Origin of the sequence: Leptotrichia shahii, assembly GCF_008327825.1 — a bacterium.
GTDB lineage: Bacteria > Fusobacteriota > Fusobacteriia > Fusobacteriales > Leptotrichiaceae > Leptotrichia > Leptotrichia shahii.
The window spans coordinates 168,957-188,950 of the sequence record NZ_AP019827.1 but is presented as its reverse complement, the minus strand read 5'-3'; the positions used below and the strand labels follow the sequence as shown (position 1 = coordinate 188,950).

Here is a 19,994-nt window from a genome sequence, read left to right as displayed (position 1 = left end):
ATAAAAAATATAATGAAGGGAGAGAATCAAATTGAGCATACTGGCATTCATATTAATACTATTCGTGGCAATGGAACATTATTACATATTAATTCTTGAAATGTACCTAAATGAAAGCAAATCCATCCAAAAAAACTTTGGATTGGAACTAGACTTTCTAAAAGATGAACGTGTAAAAAAAATGCTGGCAAATCAAGGGCTATACAACGGTTTTCTTGCCTCAGGATTAATGTGGAGTTTAACCGAAAGCGGAGAATTTCAATTTCAAATTGCAATTTTCTTCCTGATTTGTATTATCTGTGCAGCAATCTATGGTTCTGTAACAGTTTCAAAAAAAATATTCTTATTACAGGGAGTTCCTGCATTAATAGCTTTTATTTTATTATTATTGCCATTAATAATTTCATAAATTTATATAAGATGCACCTAAACTGAAGAAAAATTTTAGGTGTTTTTTTTTATAAATAATAAGGGGTCAATAACCCCTTACTTAGTAAATTCAAAATTTTACATACTTTTAAAAAATTTAATATTAAATTATTTAAGATTATCATATCTTCGAGCTAGTTCTATTGCTCTATCTCTTGTCCATTCAGTCATTATAGAATAATATACTAGTCTAAAACCCATTCCGGTTCCACCTTCAGTTTCACTATTAACTTTTCTTTCTCTTCGTTTTAACCATTCTCTTTCTTCATTACGAAGTTTAGTTTTTTGTGTAGATGAAAGTTTTGACATTAATAATTTATAGACTTTGTTTAATTCATTATCCCAAGCATTTTGAACCTCATCCATCATTTGTGCCTCTCCAGTTGGACCCTGTCCATAATAATTAGATGTAATTCTTTTTTCTTTTGCTTCCATTTTACTAATCATATCAGTTCTATAACCTGCAAAAATCATTGAACTTCCAATTAATGTTAAAATTAAAATCTATTTTTTCATAATATTTCAACTTCCTTTCTAAAAATTTTTTATTCTTATTTAACTATATCACAATTAACCAATAACAGTCTTTTTCTTTTTCTTTTTCTTCTTTTTTTTTTGATTAGAAAATTAAAATATAATAAAATATAAATGGATTGCTTAACAACAATATATGTTATTCAGCAAATCTAATTTTAAAAATTAACTTTTTATGTGACTTTTACCATTTTTATCAGGATTTTCAATTTTATCCTTTTCTTTTTTTCTTTCATTTTTTAGAACTTCATCCAACAGTTTAATTACTCTTGTATTTTCAAAATCCTTTCTATATTTGTTTACTACACTTTCATCAGCGATTGCAAGCATTTGGGCAACAGCTAGATAAAGTTCTAGTTCTGACTGCTCGTTAAAGTATACATCTTCATAACTTACATCCTTTGTTGAAACGTTATCTAAATAATATTTTACTGCACTTCCCACTCCATAATTCATCATATTTTTAGCTATCTCTATTTCTGCGATTTTTAACTCAAATCCTCTTACATAGTCATTTGGAATACCAAATTCCTTTTGGTTTTTATCAATTTTAAAATAATCCACTATTCGCTTATATTTACTGACTTCCTCTTTTTGACTTTTTATGGTATCTTTTCCATCATCAAGAATTTCTTTTATGCTTTCAGAATAAGTCTGATTATCTTTTTCAGTATTTTCCGCTTCATCTGAATCATTATCATCTTTATTTTGAATAATTCCATTTTTTTCGTCGTATAAAAAACCATCTGGAAGATCATTTGCTTCACTATTACTATTGTTATCTTCTTCAGTTAGATAATCTCTCAATGTATTAAGAAATGAAATCATCTCTAAATTATCATTTAATATTTCAATCAAATCCATAGCTGGAGTTCCTTTATAACTTCTTTTCAAAAGATCGTAATACTTTTTGGAAAGTTTTTCATCGCCCTTTAGTTTATAATAGCTCCATTCATTTGACAATCTATCAAATTTTGACGAATATTTTGAAATTTTATCCATATATTGTCTTGCTTTTTTAAAATCCTTTTGTTCTCCAATCATATATGCACCAGCAATAGTTGCTCCCAATGTTTCATTTCTCTCGTCTTTTTCATAAATTTCCTTTAATTTTAAAAGGTCATCGTTTTCCTTCCCATCTTCTGTAAAAAAATTTTTTTCATCTTTAATATCGTACTCAAGTTTTATGGTTTCATCAATAATATCCTGTTTTATTCCAATTTTAGAAAGCCTATCCTGTATAAGCTCTGCCCGTGTATATGCTAGTGATTTTGAATTTAAACCAAAAAACAGCAGCAATGGCAACAATACAAACAATTTTTTCATAAATTTCCTCCTGTTTTTATATAAATTTTATTTAAATATTTTGTTTATTTATACTGGCATGGAACTCCTGTTCTCTTATTTAGCGGTATTAATTTACCATTTTTGCTAAGAAATCCTTATCCTTTTCAGTTTCTTTTTGAATTTTGTCAGCAATCCAGGTATCTTCCAATTTTACTCCATTGTTTATTTTAAGTACGACTTCCTTTATTTCCTCATTCATTATTACAACATTAAAATAAAGTATTACTTCCGCACGAAGATTATAATTTCGTATTTCGTTACTGACATCATCATTTGCAACATTATTCAGATATTCAGCAACAGCCTGTTTTACTTCTCCATTATCAAATAATCTACGTATCTTATTTAAATAATAAGTCAATTTCATAAGATGGTACTCTTCATCAGAAACTCCTATTTTTCTTCTTTCACTTTCTTCTTTTAGCAATTTTAGAACTTTTTCTGTCAGCATCTGCTTTTCATCAGGATTCTTTGCCACAAAAATTTTTGACAATGCTACTATCGCAGGATCATTATATTTTTTAGGAATTTCATCCATAATTTTTTCAAATTCAGGCATATTTCCTTGATCTAGAGCGTACATCATTTTTGAAAAAGTTTTTGTATATTCATAAGGCGTATATTTTTCAAATAAATCCAGATATTTTTTATAATCTCCGCTTATTTTTGATTCAAAAATAGTAATCAATGCCTGTGCGGCTATATAATTCCTCTTATCCTTCTGAAGCAATTTTTCCAGCTTTGCGACCCGTTCTCGTATGATTTTCTCATCTTCCTCAAAATATTGCGTATCACGTATTTCATAATCCAATGCAATCGTTTCATCAATCAATTCTTGCTTAACTCCAAGTTTTGACAATGTTTCCTGAATCTTTTCCTTTTGTGTAAATCCATATATTTCAAAATTCATCATTAAAAATATTCCTAAAATCAAGAATAATTTTCTCATCTTTACCACATCCTTAAAATTTTGATAAAAACATCTCCTTTAATATTCATTGTACAGTTATTTGTAAAAGTTTAAAACTTTCAATAAACATAGTATTTTTTATGCTTTAATTTCTTATTTTTTCCACTTTCTGACAAGGAGTCTTGACCCTTGTAATTATAAATACTGTTGTCATTCAGTCTTCATCGCTTTTACTTTTATACTCAAACCCATTTAAAATTGAACTATTAAAAATTACATAAACCTAAGGTTGGGGTAAAATAGTCATAACTTTTGAGTTCGTCTTTAAATCATTTGTACTATACAATCGCCTATATTTTTTATACATTATAGTATATCCCACATTTTTGATTTTTAAAAATTTTTTCTTGATTTTTTTTGAAATTTAAAACATCAAATTAAAATTAATTCCCGCTAATTTTAAAAGGAACTCCACAATTACTATAAATCCATTCATTAGAATTCGACTTCCAAAGTAAACTATGGCAAATATAATTAAAATTCCATATTTTTCAATTTTATCATAAAATTTTCTTACTCTTTTACCAGAAAAAGAATAAATTATCCTTCCACCATCCAAAGGTGTTATTGGTATTAAGTTAAACATACCAAGCAACAAATTTATTAGATATGTATAAAGCAGAACTGTCATAAAAATATTTTCAATATCCAAGTATTTCCCAAGATATTTTAATAAAAGAAGTGAAACTGCAGCAATAATAAAATTTACAGTTATTCCAGCTATCGCAACACAAAATAACCCAAGCCGATGTGGTCTTAGATTATCAAAATTCACTGGAACAGGCTTTGCCCAGCCTACCAAAAACTTAAATCCACTCAAAAGTATTAAAATAGGCAAAAGTATTCCTGTCAAGTCAATGTGCCTTAAAGGATTCAGAGTTATTCTCCCATTCATTTTTGCCGTATTATCCCCAAATTTATAAGCCACATATCCATGTGCCACCTCGTGAAAAGTCATTGATATTACAAAAACTACAAGTGAAATTATCATATCCCTTGAAATTTCCACCACAAAAAAAATTCTTGCAATAAAATAAACAATAACTGCAACAATAATCCCCAATTTTATTCCCGAATACTGCGGATTCAAACTCTTGAATCTGTCATAATAGTCTTTTAATTTTTTCACAAAATTTCCTTTCCAAATTTGACTTTACATAATATTTTTTATTCATTACTCAAATTCATCACCCAAGATCCAATTCCTATTGCATAAATTATATCAAATTTTCCCAAAAATAACAAAACATTTTAAAAATTTGATGGATTAAAGTATTTAAATCTTTTTTTACAAATAAAAAAAACAACCTTATGTAAAAGTTGTTATTTTTAACGAATAGTTTAATCCTTGTTTTGATGGATACTCTACTTTAACGATGAAGAAAATTTAATATTGATCGATTGTGGGTTTCAATCCTTATTTTAGTGGATACTCTACTTTAACACAACAATAGACATTATAATGTCGGGAATATGACCGATTCGTTTCAATCCTTATTTTAATGGATGCTCTACTTTAACCTATGAAATTTATTGTTGATCAGGAAACTTATAACTCGTTTCAATCCTTATTTTAATGGATACTCTACCCGTACTTTTGAGAAAATTCTTTATTTATCGGTGTTACAGAGATTTTTTCAGACATTAAAATCGCATTTTTTTGATTAATTTTTGTTATTTTTTGCTGTTTTTTTGGTATTTTCCGTAACTTCTAGCCTCCATTTTTACTGGCTTTCAATAGATTTTTCTCTAATTTTTCTATTATTGGTAGTGGTAGGAATTTTTACCACAAACTTATTATACCACATTTTTTTGATTTTTCAAAATTTTTTTTAAAAATGGAGTACCAAAAATGATACTCCAACTAACTTTTTGTATTAAGTTTTTGTTTTCACTATTTTTTAAACATTCCAGTAACTTTATCTGCTAATCCCTTAGCTCCTTCTACTGTCTTATCTACTGCTTTTTCAGCACCTTTTTCCACATCTTTAACAATTTTGTTATTTGCTGCTTTTTCAGCTAAATCTTTTGCTCCTTCTACTGTTTTTTCAAAAACTTCTTCAGTTCCTTTTTTAATATTTTGAGCAACTTCGCTTCCTGCAATTTCCTTTGTTTTGTCAGCAGCTTTGTCAGCCAAGTCTTTTGCTCCATCTACAGTTTTTTTCAATGCATCTTCTGCACCTTTTTTTAAATCGTCAAATTTCATAATCTTTTCCTCCATTTTTTTATTTATAATTATTAGATAACTATCTTTTTTATTCTACAGTTACTGATTTTGCCAAGTTTCTTGGTTTATCAACATCATTTCCCTTTAATTTTGATAAATAGTATGCCAATAACTGATGAATTACGATTGTAGGGAATCCTGCGTAATCATCTGCCACATTTGGAATATAGAATACTTCATCTGCCACTTCTTCCACAACTGTATTTCCTTCTTTTGCAACTGCAATGACATAAGCACCCCTTGATGTAACTTCCTTTATGTTTGATACTGATTTTTCAAATAAGTCAGATTGTGTAGCATTTACAACAACTGGTACTCCATCTGTAATTAATGCTATAGTTCCGTGTTTCAATTCCCCTGAAGCAAAGGCTTCTGAATGAATATACGAGATTTCTTTAGATTTTAGGGCACCTTCCACAGCGATTACATAATCAAGTCCACGCCCAAGATAGAACATGCTTTCACTATCCTTGATTTTATCTGCAACATCTTTGATTTTTTCATCATATTCCAGCATTTTTTGAATACTTTGTTCCACTTCATACAATTTTTTAATATCCTCAGCTGCTTCATCTTTTGTAATTTTTCCAAATTTATATGCAAAATCAATTGCCATCAAGTTTAAAATTACCATTTGAGTAGTGTATGCCTTTGTAGAGGCAACGGCAATTTCAGGTCCTGCCCAAGTATAGATAACATGGTCTGCTTCTCTTGCCACTGAAGATCCTACCACATTTGTAATCGCAACAACTCTTGCACCGTGTCTTTTAGCTTCCTTCATAGCTTCAAGCGTATCCAAAGTTTCTCCAGACTGGCTTAACACTATAACCAGTGCCTTATCATCAATTACAGGATTTCTATATCTAAATTCAGAAGCAATATCAACATCTACACGTATTCTCGTTTTTTTCTCAATAATATGCTTTCCAGCAAGTCCTGCATGATAAGCAGTTCCACAAGCCACAATATAAATATCGTTAATTCCGCTCAAATATTCCTTTGTAAGCCCTGCATCATCAAAATTAATATTATAATTCTCATCAACTCTGCTGTTTAATGTTTTCACAAGGACTTCTGGCTGTTCAAAAATCTCTTTTTCCATAAAGTACTCATATCCACCTTTAGAAGCAGCTTCCAAATCCCATTCAATATGAATTATATCTCTTTTTATCTCATTTCCATCTATATCCATAATTTTTACAGAATCTTTTTTTATTTCCACAATTTCATTATTTTCAATCAAATATACATCTCTTGTATATTTCAAAATAGCAGGGATATCAGATGCAATAAAGTTTTCTCCCTTTCCAATTCCAACTATTAACGGACTTTCTTTCCTAGCCGCAATAATTCTGTCAGGTTCTTTTACAGACATAATTCCAAGTGCATAAGCACCTTTTATAACTTTCAGCAATTTTTTTACTGTTTCAAGTATATCTCCTGTATAAAATTCATCCAATAAGTGTGCTACAACTTCTGTATCAGTTTCTGACTTAAACTCATACCCTTTTGCAATTAAATCTTTTTTTAATTCCAGATAATTTTCAATAATTCCATTGTGAACAACAACTAATGTCTTATCCTTGTTAAAATGAGGATGTGAATTTTCATCAGATGGCTTACCGTGAGTCGCCCATCTTGTGTGCCCTATCGCAACTGTCCCTGAAAGCGGATGTTTCTTCAGCTCATCAGCCAAATTCTGCAATCTTCCCACTTTTTTCACAATCTCAAATTTTTCACTTCCAGTATTAACAGCAATCCCAGCCGAATCATATCCTCTGTACTCTAATTTTTCCAACCCGTCAATAACAAATTCCTGAGCATTTTTTGCTCCAATGTAACCTACAATACCACACATGGCTCTTCTCCTTTAATAACATAAAATTACTAGAAAATGTTACTATAATATTTTTGTAATTCCAATTACTTGAAATTTTTGTATATTATTGAGGCTGTAACCACCTAAAGAGCATCCGCCGATTACTTCGATAACCCTTTTCCTCGTCTTCTTTAGCCATAATATATTTAAAATTATTTCTAAAGAACTGGCGCTTTTTTATATCTTTATTTCCTAGTTTAAATGATTATAGCAAATTTTTTATATTTTTTCAATATATATACAAATTTTTTAAAATAAATAAAAAAATTATTTCACTTTTACTTAATTAGTTTGAAATGTTTGTAATGTTGTGATATACTAAAACTATAATTAGAAATTTAAACAAAAAAATTAAATTGGAGGATTTTAAGATGAATAATAAATTGAAAATGGGTATTTTAGCAACATTATGCATATTTGCATTATCTTGTGGAAATGGAAATGGACAAAGTGGAAAAGTATTATTTGAATCAGCAGATAAAAAAATAAAAGTATATGAAAATGAAGTTAATATTGAATTGGAAAAAAACTTATTTTCCAACGGTATATCACAAAAAGATCTTACACCTGATCAAATTAAGCAAATGAAACAATCTATTGTTAAAAATATCGCTTTAAACAGAGCTCTTGCCATAAAAGGTAAAGAAGAAAAACTTGATAAAGATAAAAAATATACTGAAAATCAAAATGTTATAAAGGAGCAATTATTGGCAAGCTTAACTTTAGTTAATGAAGTTAATGGTAAAATCAATGTTTCTGATGAAGAAGCTAAAAAATACTATGAGGCAAATCCTGCTTCTTTCACTCTTCAGGAAGATTCTGCAAAATTACAGATTATTCCATTTAAAGCCACAGATGCTGCAACAGCAAACCAAGTATTAAAAGATGTCCTTGCAAACCCTAGCAATTTTAATACTTACGCACGTAAATATAATTCAAACATCGCTGGAGTTTCTGAAATTGGAGAAACTCCTGAAATTCCAGACAGCCGTTTAGGAGCTTTAGGAGAGGCTATTAAAAATGTAGCAGTTGGACAAATTGTTAATAATGTAGTTAAAGTTGACAATGCTTTATATATCGTAAAAGTTTTAGGAAAAAATTCTAAAGGTTTAGTTCCTTTTGAAAAAGTTAAGGAAGGTATAAAAGCTCAAATAAAAAATCAAAAAAGACAAGTTGAACAGCAAAATTATTTAAAATCTGTGTCTGATGAATTTAAACTTTCAAATATGGATGATTCTATAAAAAATATTAAATAGTTTAATTAATCAAAAAGGAGGGTTTTTGTGAAAATTTTAAAATACTTGTTAAGTGCTATATTGATAGTATTAATTATATTTCTTTTTGGTATTATGTTTTCGAGCAATATTGTTTCATTTATGGCAAGATCCAAGCATTCTAAATTTGAAAATGTAAAATATTCTGTAAAAAATAGCCAGATGGTTTTTGATAATTTTGTAGTTAATGGAAAAGATCTTGGAAAAGGACATGCCACAGTTGGAATAATACGAACTGGACTGTTTAAACTTGTGCCAAAATTGACAATTTCTAACCTAAAGCTGGAAGATGTGAAGCTAGAAGGCATTTACAAAGAAAAAGATTCTCAAATTGATACTTTTACAGAAAAAATAAATTCCCTTAGCGCTCAAGAAAAGGCAAGTAAAACAACTGCTGATTTTATTAAGGAAACAACAGATAAGACAACAACTTTAACAACTAATACTGATAATCTTATCAATAACAAATGGAAACAAAGCATTGAAAAAATTAATACCTTGAAAAAAAATTATGCAGAAACTACAGACTTGAAGAGCAAAGCTCAAAAAATTGTGGAATTAAATAATGAAATCAAGCCACTTGTAAAATCTATAAATTCTGAAAAGGAAAATGTTGAAAAAAATATTTCTGAAATTGAACTGGAAAGAGATATTGTACTTGCAAATGTTTCTGATAATTTGACTAAACTTGAAAAGGAAATTTCATTAAACGACTTTAACAATAACTCCAACAGCAATATTCAAAATATGAATCTTTATATATTTCTAGATAAAGGGAAAGATTTAGAAACTTCATTAAATACAGCTTTAAAGGCTACTGCTCTCGTAAAGGAAATAAAAGATTTAAATATTAGAATTTCAGATATGGATATTAACGAAGGAAAAATTGTGGCTAAAGGGTTAAATGGAAATCTTTCGCAAGTAAGTGGAGAAATTTTATTACAAAATCATTCAAAGGCTTTGATAAAAGGTCAGAATAATGGTTATGAAATTACATATAATAAAGATAACTTTACTTCTAAAACTTTATTTGCAGTTAATAAAATAGTTTCACTTATTGAATATTCCAAAAATGATCTAATTGAAGGAAAAACTGTAAAACTTTCTTCAGAACTTGTTATGGAAAATAATAATTTTAAAAACTTGAATCATACTGTCTTGACTGATGAGGAAAAAACATTGCTAACTCAAAAAATTGAAAACTTGAGAAATAATAATTATCAGCAAATTATGACAAAATATGAGGAAGATAATAAAAATATTGAAACATTAATTGACACCGTTTATGCTCAAAAGGATAAGCTTGATAAACTGCAAAAGGATTTACTGTCACTTGGAACTATTGTAACAGTTGAACAGGCTGCTGTAACTAATGAAAATGCTCCACAAAATAACAATCAAAATAATGGTTCAGCAATCAATATTTTAAATAATAATGCAAGTTCTAGCAATATTAACAATGACAGTAACAATAATACCAATAACAGCAGTAATAATGCAGAAAAGCAAAATGGCAATCAAAATACTAATAAAATTAATATTGGAAACAGATAAATTTTATAATAGGCATACCGATAATGATATGCCTTATTTTTTAAAGTATTATTTGTATAGTAAAACTAAACTTGAATTTTAGAAAGGAATTTTTTTATGTTATTAAGTGTAAAAAATATTTCAAAGGAATATAACAATGGAATAACTGCCTTAAAGAACGTTTCATTTGACGTGGAAAAGGGAGAATTTATTTCCATCATTGGACCATCGGGTTCTGGAAAATCGACATTGCTTAGAAGTATTAATAAAATGATTGATATTTCCCAAGGTTCAATTTTATTTGAAAATAGGAATATCGAGAATTTAAAGAAAAGGGAAATTGAGCTTGTAAGGCGTGAAATTGGTATGATTTTTCAAAATTATAATCTTGTGGAAAGACTGACTGTTATTGAAAATGTGCTTCATGGACGGCTTGGATATAAGTCCATATTTGCTGGAATATTGGGAATTTATTCAGAAGAGGAAAAAAAAGAGGCTTTTACCTTTTTAGAAAAGGTAAATATGACTAAATATGCCTATCAGAAGTGTAACGAACTTTCAGGTGGGCAAAAACAGCGTGTGGGAATTGCGAGAGCAATAATGCAAAAGCCGAAACTGCTTCTCTGTGATGAGCCAATCGCTTCACTTGATCCAAAAACTTCCGAAAATATAATGGATTATTTAAAAAAAATCGTTACAGAACTGAAAATTACATGCATTGTCAATCTTCACCAAGTTGATATTGCAAAAAAATATTCCAACAGGATCATTGCTTTGAATAAAGGTGAAAAAATTTTTGATGATAAGCCAGAATATCTTACAAATGACACGATTGAATTTATTTATAAAGATGAAGAACAGGATTAACGGGAGGTTTTATGAACTTAGACAAAAAAGATATTTTTAAACAGAGATTTTATTCTAAAATTATATTTGTGCTGATAATTATTTTACTTTACATAATATCCTCTATTATTTCAGGTTTTCAAAATGGAATGGCATTCTCCTCAATTCCAGCTGGAATTTTTTGGCTACTTCAAAAATTTATTCCCTCACAAAATGCCCTCCAATATTTTCCAGAAATCCTAAATTCTGCTCTAAAAACAGTTTTTCTTGCCATAACTTCCACAATGATTTCAGCAACATTTGCCCTATTTCTCGCAATAATCGGCTCAAACTCAACTGGAATCAACATTTTTACAAAAATTATAACAAAAGTAATCGCTTCATTTTTTAGAAATATGCCAATTGTAGCCTGGTCATTAATACTTGTATTTTCCTTTAAACAAAGCCAATTTACAGGCTTTCTGGCGTTATTTCTAATAACATTTGGATATTTGACACGTGCCTTTTCTGAAACAATAGACGACGTTACAGGCGATGTGATTGAAGCATTAAAGTCAGTAGGAGCTTCATATTTTCAAATAATATTTTGCGGAGTTATTCCAAGCATATCTTCCCAGCTTTTATCCTGGCTTCTATTTTTCATAGAAACTGGAGTTAGGGAATCAACATTAGTCGGTATTTTAACAGGAACTGGAATAGGATTTACATTTAGCTTATATTACAAAAGTTTCCGTTACGATGCCGCTGGGCTTGTAATTTTAGTCGTTACAGTCATTGTAGTTGGCATAGAAATTCTTTCAAACAAACTTAGAAGTGAATTAATGTAAAATATTTGAATAATTTTCTTTATTATAAAAATCAAAAAGAAATAAATAAAATAAAAAAGAAGGTGAATATTCTTTTGGAAAAAATAAAAATAAAAAAACTTACAAAATCAAGAATCTATTTATACACAACTTTATCAGTGTTATTAATTATTACAGTTTATACTTTAGTCACAATGGATTTTGGAGGTGTCAATATTATTGAAGCAACTAAACATTTTTTTAAAGACTTAAAAACAATGTTTTTTTCTCCTAGTTTATCTGACAGATACACTTATGCCCAAGTGTTTCAAAGCCTTGCAGTAACAATCGCCCTAGCAGTCCTTACAACAATAATTGGCTCATTTATAGCATTATTTTTATCCTTTTTTGCAGCCCAAAATCTTTCCAATAAACATTTATCAAAAATTATAAAATTAGGTTTATCCTTTATTCGAGCAATCCCAACAATATTATGGGTTATGGTCTTTTCAGTCGTCGCAAATGTCGGAGTAGAAGCTGCAATTATAGGAATGTCCTTCCATAGCATCGCCTACCTCGTAAAAGCCTATTCTGAAAGCATTGAAGAAATAGACAGTGGAATTATCGAAGCCTTAAGTGCAACAGGAGCTTCATTTTGGAAAATTATCTTTCAAGGAATTTTACCAAGCACTATAACTTCTATTCTATCCTGGACTTTTATCCGTTTTGAAATAAACTTTACAAATGCGGTTTTAGTAGGAGCTGCCGCTGGAGCTGGTGGAATTGGATACGATATGTTTATGTCTGGAACAATGTATTTTGATATACGTGAAATTGGAGTATTTGTATATTTAATATTTGGTGTAGCAATTATATTGGAATTTATTTCATATTTATTGAGAAAAAAATATTTGAAAAATTAAAATTTTTAATATTATTTCCCATTTAAATAGAGAAATAGTTATGCAAGGGGGCAGAACCCCTTGTTAGCAATAACTTGTCATTGACTAATTTTTCTTTTAATATTGAAATGAACGATTTTGTAATTTTATATCTTCAATCAGTTGGCTTTATTGCATTATATGGTATTTTCCAAGCTCTTCCTTCTTGATATGCACCAAGAGTTTCTCCAGAGCATAAAATTCTTGCTCTTCTATCGGATATATTCCATTTTTCAGCAGCCTGTTTTACTGTGATAATCTTATCATTCTATCGAAATAATACTTTCTTTTGAAACAATATCACATATTTAGACCTGTATCAACCAATATAATGAAATAATACTTTTTATATGAATAAAATCTGTATCTTGATAGCCTCTCTCTCTTTTATTCCAAAGTTTTGGATATTCTCTAATTAAAAAATATGAATCTAGTTTACTTAATAAATAAAAAAACTCTAAAAAGTATTTTAACTAATTAGAGATTTTTTATTTTATATAAAATCTAAATTTTAATATTAACGATGTCTTCTATTTACAAAACTCTTCATATGTTTAACTGCCAAGAATGAGTCTATCTGCAATAATATTTCTACAGCAGTTCCAACTAGAATTAGTAAACTTGTTCCTCCAAGCATTACTGGAAGATTTAAGATGTATCCAAACCATATATTTGGCATAATACCTAATAATGATAAAAATATCGCACTTCCAAATGTTACTCTTGTTGCAACTTTTTCCAAATAATCAGCAGTTTCCTTTCCAGCTCTTACTGTTGGAATTGTTCCTCCACTTTGCTTTAAGTCATCAGATACTTTGTCTGGATCAAAAGCAATTGTAAGTGTATAAAAAAATGAAAATACTGTAATTAATATTGCAAATAATAATAAGTAAAAAATTCCTTTTGGCTCAAATTGAGCTGCCAAGAAGTTTTTTAAATTTCCAGATTTCATCATTGAAACTAAAAACGGAGGTGCTGCCATCAATACTGACGCAAAGATTATTGGCATTACTCCAGACATATTTATTTTTAATGGCAAGTATGTTCTTTTTCCAACTGTACTTTGTCCACCACCAAATCCAAGACTTCCTTTTCCAGCATATTGAATAGGAATTCTTCTTTCAGCTAACTGTACAATTACCATTAATGCAATAAATATTATAAATACTATTACTGATAAGCCTAATAAAACTTTTCCCATTCCACTAGGCAATCCAGCAGACATATTACTAATAACTGATGGCAATCCAGCAACAATATTTAAGAAAATCAACATTGATGTCCCATTTCCAATACCTCTTATCGAGATTCTTTCAGAAATCCACATTAAAAATGAAGTTCCTCCTGTAATTAGAACTACTGTACTAAGTATAAATTTAGAACCTGGTTCTAACACTAATCCTTGATTTTGCATTAATATTGCAATTCCAAAAGATTGAATTAATGCAAGTACAATTGTTACATATCTTGACCATTGAGTTATTTTATCTCTTTCTTTTCCACCTTCCTTTTGCATTTCATCTATTTTAGGAAAAATTACTCCTAATAATTGAAATACAATGGAAGCATTAATGTAAGGGACAATTCCCAATGCAAAAATTGAAGCTCTTTCAACAGCTCCACCCGAAAATAAATTTAAAAATTGAGCAATCGCATTTCCTTGCTGGAAATTTTTAAAAGCCTCTGTATTAATTCCAGGAACTGCTATGTGAATTCCAACTCTTGCAACCATTATCATAAGTAATGTGAACGTTACTCTTTTTTCTAACTCAGGTATATTAAAAATAGCTTTTACCCTACTTGATACTGCTTCAGCTAGAGTCAATTCTACCACTCCTTTAGTGTATGAAGAAAAAGCAAGATATTAAATCTTACTTATCTCCATCTTCTTTTTTATTATTTCCTGCTTTAGCTGAATATGATTTGATTTCTAATAATTCTACACTTCCTCCAGCTTTTTCGATTAATTCTTTAGCTGCTTTTGAGATTTTGTGCGCTTTTACAGTTAATTTTTTATTAACTTCTGTATTCCCTATAATTTTTAATAAGCTAGTAAATTCTTTTTCTTTTACATAAGCCTCAACATTTGAGTTTAAGTACTCTTTTACAGCTCTTCTTCCTTTTACATTTCTCAATGCTTCATCAGAATATTTTTTTATAAATTTAGGGTTTTTAACTATTCCATTTTCAACTAATGTTTCTAAGCTAACTACATCTCCATCATTGAATCTTTCTACAATATCAGCCAATGTAATTGCTATTATATCTTTTTTAAATGGTGCATTAGAGAATCCTCTCTTAGGAATTCTTCTAATAATAGGCATTTGTCCACCTTCAAATATAGGTGATACATAAGAACCTGATCTTTGTTTTTGTCCATTGTGACCTTTACCAGCTGTTTTTCCCCAACCAGTTCCATGTCCTCTTCCTACTCTTTTTCTTTCTCTTTTCGATCCAGCAGCAGGTCTTAATTCATTAAGATTCATCTATTCTAAACCTCCTCTACTTTAAGTAAATAAGAAACTAATTTAATTTTTCCTTCAATATCAGCAGTTTTGTTATGAACTGCACTTTGACTGATTTTTCTTAATCCAAGTGATTTTACAGTCGCAACATGATTAGGTTTTCTTCCATTAATTCCTTTTACAAGCGTTACTTTTACTTTAGACATTAATTTTACCTCCTAACCTTATTATCCTAAAATTTCTTCAACTGATTTTCCTCTAAGTCTTGCAACATCTTCGATAGAACGTAATTGTTTAAGACCTTCTAAAGTTGCTCTTGCAACGTTATCTTTAGTTTTTGAACCTCTAATTTTTGTAAGCACATCGGTTACACCTGCTAGCTCAAGTAATTCCCTAGTTGCTGAACCTGCGATAACTCCTGTCCCTTTTGAAGCTGGTTTCAATAATACACTAGTTGCGTTGTATTTTCCAATTTGCTCATGTGGTAAAGTTCCACCTTTTAATGAAACATTTACTAGGTTTTTCTTAGCATTTGCAATGGCTTTTCTAATTGCATCAGGTACACCGTTAGCTTTTCCTAAACCGATACCTACTTTTCCTTTTTCATCTCCAACAGCTGCTAATACTGAGAATGAAATTCTTCTTCCTCCTTTAACAGTTTTAGAAACTCTGCTTATTCTTAAAAGTCTTTCTTTATATTCACTTTCTCTTTCTCTGTTATCTCTATCTCTAGCCAAAATAAATCCTCCTTATCTTTAGAATTTTAATCCTGCTTCTCTAGCAGCATCTGCCACAGCTTTAATTCTTCCTGTGTACACGTATCCACCTCTGTCGAATACAACAGCAGTAATCCCTTTATCTAACGCTTTCTTAGCAATTCTTTCTCCAACTTGTTTAGCTGCTTCAATATTTGAACCATTTTCAATTTTCGCACCTTTTTCAATAGTTGATGCAGAAACTAAAGTGTTTCCAGTTGTATCATCAATTACTTGAACGAAGATATTTTGTAAACTTCTATACACAGCAAGTCTAGGTCTTTCAGCAGTTCCAACGATTTTTTTTCTAATACTTCTATGTTTTTTTTGTCTTAATTTATTTCTATCAAGTTTTTTTACCATTAAAATCTACCTCCTATCCTTTCTTACCTTCTTTTCTTCTAATTACTTCATCAGCGTATTTAACACCTTTTCCTTTATATGGTTCAGGTGGACGTTTAGCTCTTATATTTGCAGCAACTTGTCCAACTAATTGTTTGTCAATTCCTTCAACAGAAATTTTAGTATTTCCTTCAACTTTGAAAGTAATTCCTTCTACTGCTTCAATTTCAACTGGATGTGAATATCCTAAAGATAATGTTAATCCTTTTCCGCTAGCTTGTACTCTGTACCCTACTCCGACTAATTCCAATCCTCTAGCAAATCCTTCACTTACTCCGACAATCATATTGTTTAAGTTTGCTCTTGTAGTTCCGTGAAGAGCTCTTATATTTGGCAAATTATTTGGTCTTTCAAATGTAATTTCGTTACCATCAATATTTACTTTAATTTCACTGCTTAATTCTCTTACTAATTGCCCTTTTGGCCCTTTTACAGTAAAAGTGTTTCCATCCTGCTTAATCTCAACGCCAGCAGGTATAGTTATAGGTTTGTTACCTATTCTTGACATTGTTTATCCTCCTAATTTATAAAATGCGTAAATTACCACACGTAGCAAAGAACTTCTCCACCAACGTTATGCTTTCTGCATTCCTTGTCTGTAATAACACCTTGTGGTGTTGAGACAATGGCAATTCCTAATCCACCTAATACTTTAGGTAAACTTTCTACAGATGTGTAAACTCTTCTTCCAGGTTTTGATATTCTTTTCAACCCTTTGATTACAGCTTCTCCATCTACAGTTTTTAAAGAAACAACTATATTTTTTATAGCTCCTTCTTCTTTAATTTCATAACCGTTTATATATCCTTCATTTTTTAATATATTTGCTATACTTTCTTTAATTCTTGAAAATGGTACTGCAACTTGTGCATGTTTAGCCATGTTTCCGTTTCTGATTCTAGTAAGCATATCAGCAATAGGATCTGTTAAATACATTAATTCTTCCTCCTCTCAAAATTACCAACTTGATTTTTTTACTCCTGGGATAACTCCCTCTCCTGCTAATTGTCTGAACATAACTCTTGAAATACCAAATTCTCTCATGTAACCTCTTGGTCTTCCGTTAATCTGACATCTATTTCTAACTCTTGTAGGTGAAGCATTTCTTGGTAATTTAGATAATTCTAAAATTGCTTCTCTATCACCTTTTTTAGCTCTTGCTTTTAATTCAGCTCTTTTAGCTGCATATTTATCAACTGTTTTTTCTCTTTTTAAGTTTCTTTCAACCATTGCTTTTTTAGCCATTGATTAAATTACACCTCCTTCAAAATAATACTATTTTGCAAACGGCATTCCGAATGCTTTTAATAAAGCTCTTCCTTGCTCATCATTTTGTGCTGTAGATACAATTGTAATTCCTAATCCAAAGATTTTATCTACTTTATCAATTTCGATTTCAGGGAATACGATTTGTTCTCTTAGTCCTAATGTATAATTTCCTCTTCCATCAAATCCTTTAGGTGAAACACCTTCAAAATCTCTTACCCTTGGTAATGTAATGCTGATTAATCTGTCTAGGAATTCATACATTTTTTCTTTTCTTAATGTAACTTTTGCTCCAATTTTTTGTCCTTCTCTTAATTTAAATCCAGCTTCTGATTTTCTAGCTGCTCTTGGTACAGGCTGTTGTCCTGTAATTTGTGCTAATTCAGCAATAGCCGCATCTATTAACTTAGGATTGCTTACTGCTTCTCCAATCCCCATATTCACTACTATTTTATCAATTTTTGGTACTTCCATAACATTAGATAAATTTAATTCTTTCAATAATGATGAAACTATTTCATCTTTGTATAATTTCTGTAATCTTGGAATATATTTTTCAGCCATTTATTACATCCTCCTCTCTAAAATATTATATTTCATTACCAGATACAACTGATATTCTTACTTTTTTTCCATCTCTAATTTCTTTTCTTACTCTTGTAGGTTTCCCTGCTCCTTCGTCCCAAAGCATTACTTTAGATGAGAAGATTGGCATTTCTCTTTCTACAACTTCGCCTTGTGGGTTCATTGCATTAGGTTTAATATGTCTTTTTTTGATATTTACACCTTCAACAATTATTTTTCCAGTTTTAGGGAATACTTTTAATACTTTTCCAATTTTTCCTTTATCTCCAGTTTGCGTACTGCTCTCATTACGTAACAAATCTTTTGATCTACCACTAATTACAATAACTGTATCTCCAGTTTTAACATGTAATCTTTTAGGTACTGATTTTAAGTTTGGTTTAGCCACGTTTAACTCTCCTTCCTATAATACTTCTGGTGCTAGAGAAACTATTTTCATAAAGTTTTTCGCTCTTAATTCTCTTGCTACAGGTCCAAAAATTCTTGTCCCTCTTACTTCTAATGCTGTATTTAATATAACTGCCGCATTATCATCAAATTTTATATATGAACCATCTGCTCTTTTTAATTCTTTTCTTGTTCTAACGATTACGGCTTTAACTACATCACCTTTTTTAACGTTTCCATTTGGTATAGCTTCTTTTACAGTTGCTACTACGATGTCTCCTATTTTACCGAATCTTCTTCTTGATCCACCTAATACTCTAATAACCATGATTTTTTTAGCTCCAGTGTTATCAGCAACATTAAGCATCGTTTGTTGTTGAACCATTTAAAATTTCCTCCTCTCAAATGTTAACTCACACTATTTTTTTCCTGTTTTAATATTGAAAATAAAACATCAAGTAATTTTTTAGTAAGATTAAATTATTTAGCTCTTTCTAAAATTGTAACAACTCTCCATCTTTTATCTTTACTTAATGGTCTAGTTTCCATAATTTGCACTTTATCTCCGATTCCACAGTCATTGTTTTCATCATGTGCTTTATATTTTTTAGAAGTTTTTACTCTTTTTTTATAAAGTTTGTGTAATTTCATTGTTTCTTCAAGAACAACTACAGTTTTATCCATTTTATTTGAAACAACGATTCCTTCTCTTACTTTTCTTTCGTTTCTTTTATTTTCCACTCTTGATCCTCCTATTTACCAGTTTTTTCAGTTACAACAGTTTTTAATCTTGCTATTGTTCTTTTAACATCTCGTATTTTAGCAGTGTTTTGTAATTGTCCAAGAGTTTTTTGAAATTTTAAATTAAACAATTCTTGTTTCAATTCATTTACTTTAACTTCCAATTCTTCCAATGATAATTCTCTAATTTCGTTAATTGTCATTACTTATCACCACCTACTTCTTCTTTTCTAACAAATTTAACTTTTATAGGTAGTTTATGTCCAGCTTTTCTTAATGCTTCTTTGGCTTTCTCTTCAGATACTCCACCAACTTCAAACATTATTTTATTCTTTTTAACTACTGCTACCCAACCTTCTGCATTACCTTTACCTTTACCCATTCTTGTTCCTTCAGGTCTTTTTGTATAAGGTTTATCAGGGAATATTCTAATCCAAATTTTACCTTCTCTTTTAAACGTTCTGTTGATTGTTACCCTACAAGCCTCAATTTGTCTTGAAGTAATCCAACCAAATTCTCTAGCGGCAAGTCCAAATTCACCAAAATCAACTTTGTTTCCTTTAGTTGCTACACCACCCATTTTTCCTCTGAACTGTTTTCTATATTTCGTTCTTTTAGGTATTAACAT

General features: G+C 29.8%; 26 protein-coding genes. 6 read left to right on the top strand and 20 right to left on the bottom strand.

Annotation, left to right across the window (positions count from 1 at the left end; translation table 11 throughout):
- Nucleotides 1-31: 31 nt before the first annotated feature.
- A complete protein-coding gene (locus F1564_RS00915) occupies nt 32-409 on the top strand; it encodes a DUF1304 domain-containing protein (protein WP_018451286.1) in 378 nt (125 codons plus the stop codon).
- Nucleotides 410-537: 128 nt separating this feature from the next.
- Here the strand turns inward: F1564_RS00915 and F1564_RS00910 are convergent, their stop codons facing one another.
- The 6 genes from F1564_RS00910 to glmS form a co-directional block, all read right to left on the bottom strand.
- Nucleotides 538-903, bottom strand: a complete 366-nt coding sequence (locus F1564_RS00910) for a lysozyme inhibitor LprI family protein (protein ID WP_018451285.1) — start codon at nt 901-903, stop codon at nt 538-540.
- A 225-nt stretch (nt 904-1,128) separates the two neighbouring features.
- Nucleotides 1,129-2,289, bottom strand: a complete 1,161-nt coding sequence (locus F1564_RS00905; RefSeq protein WP_018451284.1) for a hypothetical protein — start codon at nt 2,287-2,289, stop codon at nt 1,129-1,131.
- An 88-nt stretch (nt 2,290-2,377) separates the two neighbouring features.
- On the bottom strand, nt 2,378-3,259 hold the full coding sequence (locus F1564_RS00900) for a hypothetical protein (RefSeq protein WP_018451283.1): 882 nt from the start codon (nt 3,257-3,259) through the stop codon (nt 2,378-2,380).
- Between the two features lie 385 nt (nt 3,260-3,644).
- On the bottom strand, nt 3,645-4,409 hold the full coding sequence (locus F1564_RS00895) for a site-2 protease family protein (protein WP_018451282.1): 765 nt from the start codon (nt 4,407-4,409) through the stop codon (nt 3,645-3,647).
- A gap of 765 nt (nt 4,410-5,174) precedes the next feature.
- Nucleotides 5,175-5,486 (bottom strand): hypothetical protein, encoded by a 312-nt coding sequence (locus tag F1564_RS00890; protein ID WP_018451281.1) that lies wholly within the window; start codon nt 5,484-5,486, stop codon nt 5,175-5,177.
- Nucleotides 5,487-5,535: 49 nt separating this feature from the next.
- A complete protein-coding gene (gene glmS, locus F1564_RS00885; RefSeq protein ID WP_018451280.1) occupies nt 5,536-7,365 on the bottom strand; it encodes a glutamine--fructose-6-phosphate transaminase (isomerizing) in 1,830 nt (609 codons plus the stop codon).
- 392 nt (nt 7,366-7,757) lie between these two features.
- On the opposite strand from glmS, the gene F1564_RS00880 reads away from it, so the two are divergent.
- From F1564_RS00880 to F1564_RS00860, 5 genes are all read left to right on the top strand, one after another.
- Nucleotides 7,758-8,642 (top strand): peptidyl-prolyl cis-trans isomerase, encoded by an 885-nt coding sequence (locus tag F1564_RS00880; RefSeq protein ID WP_018451279.1) that lies wholly within the window; start codon nt 7,758-7,760, stop codon nt 8,640-8,642.
- A gap of 27 nt (nt 8,643-8,669) precedes the next feature.
- A complete protein-coding gene (locus tag F1564_RS00875) occupies nt 8,670-10,214 on the top strand; it encodes a hypothetical protein (protein WP_018451278.1) in 1,545 nt (514 codons plus the stop codon).
- A gap of 96 nt (nt 10,215-10,310) precedes the next feature.
- A complete protein-coding gene (gene phnC / locus F1564_RS00870) occupies nt 10,311-11,060 on the top strand; it encodes a phosphonate ABC transporter ATP-binding protein (protein ID WP_018451277.1) in 750 nt (249 codons plus the stop codon).
- An 11-nt stretch (nt 11,061-11,071) separates the two neighbouring features.
- Nucleotides 11,072-11,866, top strand: coding sequence for an ABC transporter permease subunit (locus F1564_RS00865; protein WP_018451276.1), 795 nt, complete (start codon nt 11,072-11,074; stop codon nt 11,864-11,866).
- Nucleotides 11,867-11,940: 74 nt separating this feature from the next.
- Complete coding sequence (locus F1564_RS00860; RefSeq protein ID WP_026231289.1) at nt 11,941-12,747, top strand: PhnE/PtxC family ABC transporter permease; 807 nt, start codon at nt 11,941-11,943, stop codon at nt 12,745-12,747.
- A 535-nt stretch (nt 12,748-13,282) separates the two neighbouring features.
- On the opposite strand, the gene secY is transcribed toward F1564_RS00860, so the two are convergent.
- From secY to rplP, 14 genes are all read right to left on the bottom strand, one after another.
- Complete coding sequence (secY, locus tag F1564_RS00850; RefSeq protein WP_018451274.1) at nt 13,283-14,590, bottom strand: preprotein translocase subunit SecY; 1,308 nt, start codon at nt 14,588-14,590, stop codon at nt 13,283-13,285.
- Nucleotides 14,591-14,636: 46 nt separating this feature from the next.
- Nucleotides 14,637-15,251 carry a 50S ribosomal protein L15 gene (gene rplO / locus F1564_RS00845; RefSeq protein ID WP_018451273.1) on the bottom strand — a complete coding sequence of 205 codons (615 nt, stop codon included), beginning with the start codon at nt 15,249-15,251 and terminating at the stop codon, nt 14,637-14,639.
- 5 nt (nt 15,252-15,256) lie between these two features.
- Nucleotides 15,257-15,436, bottom strand: a complete 180-nt coding sequence (gene rpmD, locus F1564_RS00840; protein WP_006806072.1) for a 50S ribosomal protein L30 — start codon at nt 15,434-15,436, stop codon at nt 15,257-15,259.
- 21 nt (nt 15,437-15,457) lie between these two features.
- Nucleotides 15,458-15,967: a 30S ribosomal protein S5 gene (gene rpsE / locus F1564_RS00835; protein WP_018451272.1), complete on the bottom strand. Its 510-nt coding sequence runs from the start codon at nt 15,965-15,967 to the stop codon at nt 15,458-15,460.
- Nucleotides 15,968-15,985: 18 nt separating this feature from the next.
- Nucleotides 15,986-16,348 (bottom strand): 50S ribosomal protein L18, encoded by a 363-nt coding sequence (rplR, locus tag F1564_RS00830; RefSeq protein ID WP_018451271.1) that lies wholly within the window; start codon nt 16,346-16,348, stop codon nt 15,986-15,988.
- 13 nt (nt 16,349-16,361) lie between these two features.
- A complete protein-coding gene (rplF, locus tag F1564_RS00825) occupies nt 16,362-16,895 on the bottom strand; it encodes a 50S ribosomal protein L6 (RefSeq protein ID WP_018451270.1) in 534 nt (177 codons plus the stop codon).
- Between the two features lie 32 nt (nt 16,896-16,927).
- Nucleotides 16,928-17,323: a 30S ribosomal protein S8 gene (rpsH, locus tag F1564_RS00820; protein WP_018451269.1), complete on the bottom strand. Its 396-nt coding sequence runs from the start codon at nt 17,321-17,323 to the stop codon at nt 16,928-16,930.
- A 21-nt stretch (nt 17,324-17,344) separates the two neighbouring features.
- Entirely contained in the window at nt 17,345-17,632 is a 288-nt protein-coding gene (gene rpsN, locus F1564_RS00815) for a 30S ribosomal protein S14 (protein WP_006806077.1), read from the bottom strand.
- 30 nt (nt 17,633-17,662) lie between these two features.
- Nucleotides 17,663-18,217: a 50S ribosomal protein L5 gene (gene rplE, locus F1564_RS00810; protein ID WP_018451268.1), complete on the bottom strand. Its 555-nt coding sequence runs from the start codon at nt 18,215-18,217 to the stop codon at nt 17,663-17,665.
- A gap of 25 nt (nt 18,218-18,242) precedes the next feature.
- On the bottom strand, nt 18,243-18,626 hold the full coding sequence (gene rplX, locus F1564_RS00805) for a 50S ribosomal protein L24 (protein WP_018451267.1): 384 nt from the start codon (nt 18,624-18,626) through the stop codon (nt 18,243-18,245).
- A gap of 15 nt (nt 18,627-18,641) precedes the next feature.
- The gene (gene rplN / locus F1564_RS00800) at nt 18,642-19,010 is read right to left on the bottom strand and encodes a 50S ribosomal protein L14 (RefSeq protein WP_006806080.1); all 369 of its coding nucleotides are present in this window, start codon (nt 19,008-19,010) and stop codon (nt 18,642-18,644) included.
- A gap of 95 nt (nt 19,011-19,105) precedes the next feature.
- Nucleotides 19,106-19,366, bottom strand: a complete 261-nt coding sequence (gene rpsQ, locus F1564_RS00795) for a 30S ribosomal protein S17 (RefSeq protein WP_018451266.1) — start codon at nt 19,364-19,366, stop codon at nt 19,106-19,108.
- A gap of 11 nt (nt 19,367-19,377) precedes the next feature.
- Nucleotides 19,378-19,569 (bottom strand): 50S ribosomal protein L29, encoded by a 192-nt coding sequence (gene rpmC / locus F1564_RS00790; protein WP_006806082.1) that lies wholly within the window; start codon nt 19,567-19,569, stop codon nt 19,378-19,380.
- Complete coding sequence (gene rplP, locus F1564_RS00785; protein ID WP_018451265.1) at nt 19,569-19,994, bottom strand: 50S ribosomal protein L16; 426 nt, start codon at nt 19,992-19,994, stop codon at nt 19,569-19,571. The genes rpmC and rplP overlap by 1 nt, the downstream gene beginning before the upstream one ends.